Source organism: Bradyrhizobium sp. Mp27, from assembly GCF_029953005.1.
GTDB lineage: Bacteria > Pseudomonadota > Alphaproteobacteria > Rhizobiales > Xanthobacteraceae > Bradyrhizobium > Bradyrhizobium barranii.
The window spans coordinates 1-1,986 of the sequence record NZ_JASAUS010000438.1; the positions used below are offsets into that span (position 1 = coordinate 1).

The 1,986-nt window shown below is 59.5% G+C and carries 2 protein-coding genes and 2 pseudogenes; 3 read left to right on the forward strand and 1 reads right to left on the reverse strand.

The genetic code is table 11. The annotated features are described in order from the left end of the window. Positions 1-364: 364 nt before the first annotated feature. The gene (locus QJT78_RS50710) at positions 365-652 is read left to right on the forward strand and encodes a transposase (protein WP_038381037.1); all 288 of its coding nucleotides are present in this window, start codon (positions 365-367) and stop codon (positions 650-652) included. Between the two features lie 203 nt (positions 653-855). Here the strand turns inward: QJT78_RS50710 and QJT78_RS50715 are convergent, their stop codons facing one another. Beyond that, a complete protein-coding gene (locus QJT78_RS50715; protein ID WP_038945954.1) occupies positions 856-1,098 on the reverse strand; it encodes a hypothetical protein in 243 nt (80 codons plus the stop codon). 15 nt (positions 1,099-1,113) lie between these two features. On the opposite strand from QJT78_RS50715, the pseudogene QJT78_RS50720 reads away from it, so the two are divergent. Both QJT78_RS50720 and QJT78_RS50725 read left to right on the forward strand, forming a co-directional pair. Further along, a pseudogene (locus QJT78_RS50720) lies at positions 1,114-1,215 on the forward strand (IS3 family transposase); the annotation flags it as partial. Positions 1,216-1,465: 250 nt separating this feature from the next. Further along, a pseudogene (locus QJT78_RS50725) lies at positions 1,466-1,986 on the forward strand (diguanylate phosphodiesterase); the annotation flags it as partial.

Below are 1,986 nucleotides of genomic sequence, written 5' to 3' on the forward strand. Positions count from 1 at the left end.
CGCAGTGGGACAATGTTGCTATGCTCGTTCATGGCGTATCGCTCTCCTTGAGGTTCTGGCAGGCTCGACACCCGCCTCGATACGCCGCCTATCTCATTCCGTCATCACCCAGTTTCCCGCATAGCTCTGTAGACGTGCCGGGCTGGCAAATCAGGGCTGGGAGTCGACGAGGACGTTCGAACTTTGGATTGGAAAGGTGCCGGGTGGGCACAAGAAGTGTGGCGCGAGCTTCAAAACGAAGAAGGCCAGCACATCGTTTTCAATTGGCCATATTGCGATGGCGGCGAGTGAAGTGGACCCCGGATTTTGGACCGGCGGCTTAGGTGGTGCGGATGCCGTTCCGTTTTGATAAACGGAGCGGACCATGAAGAAGACGAGACGGAAAATCGATGCAGCGCTGAAGGCAAAGATCGCCTTGGAGGCGCTGCGAGAACAGTCAACGGTGACGGATCTGGCGCAGCGCTACCAGGTGCATGTGAACCAGATTTATGCGTGGAAGAAGCAGCTTCAGGATCAGACGGTTCGGGCGTTCGACGCGGGCGCTGGTCGGGATGGCGAGGCGGCCCACGAACTGGAGGTCGAGAAGCTCCACGCCAAGATCGGACAATTGACGGTCGAGCGAGATTTCTTAGCCAGGAGGTCCGGAAGATGAGCGCGCCGGATCGCCGAGGATTGCTTCAGCGCGATCATGAGGGTCTATCGATCCGCCGGCAATGCCAACTGCTGGGCGTTGCGCGATCGAGCGTATATCGGCCGCCGCGGCCGGCCAATGACAACGACCTTGAGCTGATGCGACGGATCGACCAGCTGTTCACGGCCTGGCCGTCCTGGGCTCGCGGCGGATGACGGCGATGCTCAACTCCGGAACTCTGAAACCTCCTCCGTGTAGCGCTTGACCTTCTGCTTCTCGGCGTGGAGAGCTTCGTGCGGGACCATTTTGCTCTGGCCCTGCGTTTCGCCTTCCCCACCTTCGCTGATCTGTTCCTGTTGGCCTTCGCCCTCAGAAACCTGCGCTTCCTGCTGCCGCACCTCGTTCGTTTCGGTCTCGGACACGGCACCGCCCTGCCCGGACAGAAGGCTGTCCAGATCGTCGTTCATGGCTATCCTGTTGGCGAAGGCCGTCGCATCAATCGCAAACGCGTGCAGCGATTGATGCGCAAGATGGGCATCGCGGCGCTGGGACCAAAGCCCAGAACCACAAAGCCGGCGCCGGGTATGTCCGGCCTGTTGGCGCGCTCGCATATGAACGCTGGCCAAGATAGACGCGATTGCTCCTCATGAACGCCAGGTGACGCATTTGTTGCGCGCGTGACTGCGGTGAGACGCACCGATGCTTGCGTCATTTGATTCGAATTGAATCCTTTAAGGTTAGCGGCGCAATCAATGTATAAGCCAGAAATTTCCATGATTGCCGCCGCTCATGGATGTACGAGTCAGGCCGGGGTAATTACGGATGAGGCGGGGCATGAACCACATCAGTCACATCGGACAAACGCGAGCCGGATGGTTCGGACATCGCAAGCTGACCCCACGCGCATGCATTGCGGACAGCAAAAAACACCTTCGGACCTTCCTCGCAGAGGCGCTGGAAGACCTCGGCTTCATCACCAGCGAATGCGGCCAGGCTTTGGAACTCGACACCGTGCTGGACGCGGAACGGCCCGATCTTCTGGTGCTCGGCGTGTCCGTGGATGGCATCGAAGTCAGTAAAATTCTCGAGACTTTGGTGAGAAAGGACTACGGCGGCAAGGTCCTCGTCATCGGCCAGCCGGACTCGATCATCGTCAAAGCGGTTCGGCAGATCGGCGATGAATACGGCATCGCCATGCTGCCGGCCCTCTCCACCCCGTTCAGCGCCGGAACCCTTCGTGACAGTCTTGCGTCATTGATGCCGCTCGAGCCCGCACCGAGCCCGGCAGTGGATGTGCCCGAAGCGCTGAAAGCCAGCTCGCTCGAGCTGTGGTATCAGCAGAAACTTCATCTCCG

Excerpts from the sequence above, each read along its gene's own strand:
- QJT78_RS50710 (WP_038381037.1), top strand. The coding sequence starts at position 365 with ATGAAGAAGACGAGACGGAAAATCGATGCAGCGCTGAAGGCAAAGATC.
- QJT78_RS50715 (WP_038945954.1), bottom strand. The coding sequence starts at position 1,098 with ATGAACGACGATCTGGACAGCCTTCTGTCCGGGCAGGGCGGTGCCGTG.